The 1,254-nt window shown below is 69.6% G+C and carries 1 protein-coding gene; it reads left to right on the top strand.

The window, feature by feature from the left end; genetic code table 11:
- Nucleotides 1–1,222, top strand: a 1,222-nt coding sequence (locus FHG66_RS21375; protein ID WP_139079162.1) for a circularly permuted type 2 ATP-grasp protein, incomplete at its 5' end; no start/stop codon positions are given.
- Nucleotides 1,223–1,254: the final 32 nt, after the last annotated feature.

The following is a 1,254-nucleotide window of genomic DNA, read 5'->3' as shown; positions in this document are numbered from 1 at the left end:
CCCCCGCATCCTGCCCCTGCCCGAGTGGCGGCGCATCGAGGAAGGGCTGAGGCAGCGCGTGCTGGCCCTCAACATGTTCATCGATGACGTCTACCACGAGCAGCGGGCGTTCAAGGACGGCATCGTCCCGCACGAGATCCTGGCCACCTCCAAGAACTTCCGGCCCGAATGCATGGGCGTCTCGCCGGCCCATGGCGTCTGGGCCCACATCTGCGGCTCGGACCTGGTGCGCGACCGCGACGGCACGGTCTACGTGCTGGAGGACAACCTGCGCGTCCCCTCGGGCGTCAGCTACATGCTCGAGAACCGGCAGGTCACCAAGCGCAGCTTCCCCGAGCTGTTCCGCCGCGCGCGCATCCTGCCGGTGGACGACTATCCCCTGCAACTCCACGCCATGCTGGCGAGCGTGAGCCCGCGCGCCGGCGACCGGTCGCAGATCGTGGTGCTGACGCCGGGCATCTACAACTCGGCCTATTACGAGCACAGCTACCTGGCCCAGCGCATGGGCGTGGAGCTTGTGACCGGCGCCGACCTGTTCGTGGACGACGACGACCGGGTGCAGATGCGCACCATCTCGGGCCCGCGTCGCGTCGACGTCATCTACCGCCGCGTCGACGACCTGTTCCTCGACCCCGAGGCGTTCCGCCCGGACTCGATGCTCGGGGTGCCCGGCCTGATGCGCGCCTGGCGGGCGGGAACCGTGGCCCTGGTCAACGCCCCCGGCGCGGGCGTGGCCGACGACAAGGTGGTCTACACCTACGTCCCGGCGCTGATCCGCTACTACCTCGATGCCGAGCCCATCCTGCCCAACGTCCCGAGCTACCGCTGCGCCTTTCCACAGGAGCGCGAGCACGTGCTGGCCAACATGGACAAGCTGGTGGTCAAGGCCGCCAACGAGTCCGGCGGCTACGGCCTGCTCATCGGCCCCCACGCGACCCAGGCCGAGCGCGCGGCCTTTGCCGACGCGGTGCGGGCCGACCCGCGCAACTACATGGCCCAGCCCATGCTGACGCTGTCCACGGTGCCCACGGTCGTCGGCCACCGCGTGGCGCCGCGCCATGTGGACCTGCGCCCTTTCATCCTGTCGGGCGAGCGGACCGACGTGACAGCGGGCGGCCTCACCCGCGTGGCTCTCGTGGAAGGCTCCACCGTGGTCAACTCGAGCCAGGGCGGCGGCAGCAAGGATACCTGGGTCGTGGACCTCAATGGCAGGAGCGCCTGATGCTGTCGCGCGTCGCCGAGAACATCTACTGG

The sequence above is a fragment of the Rubellimicrobium rubrum genome (assembly GCF_006152115.1).
Classification (GTDB): domain Bacteria; phylum Pseudomonadota; class Alphaproteobacteria; order Rhodobacterales; family Rhodobacteraceae; genus Rubellimicrobium; species Rubellimicrobium rubrum.
Note: the sequence above shows the minus strand (reverse complement) of the source record. Positions and strands in the feature narration are given on the sequence as shown.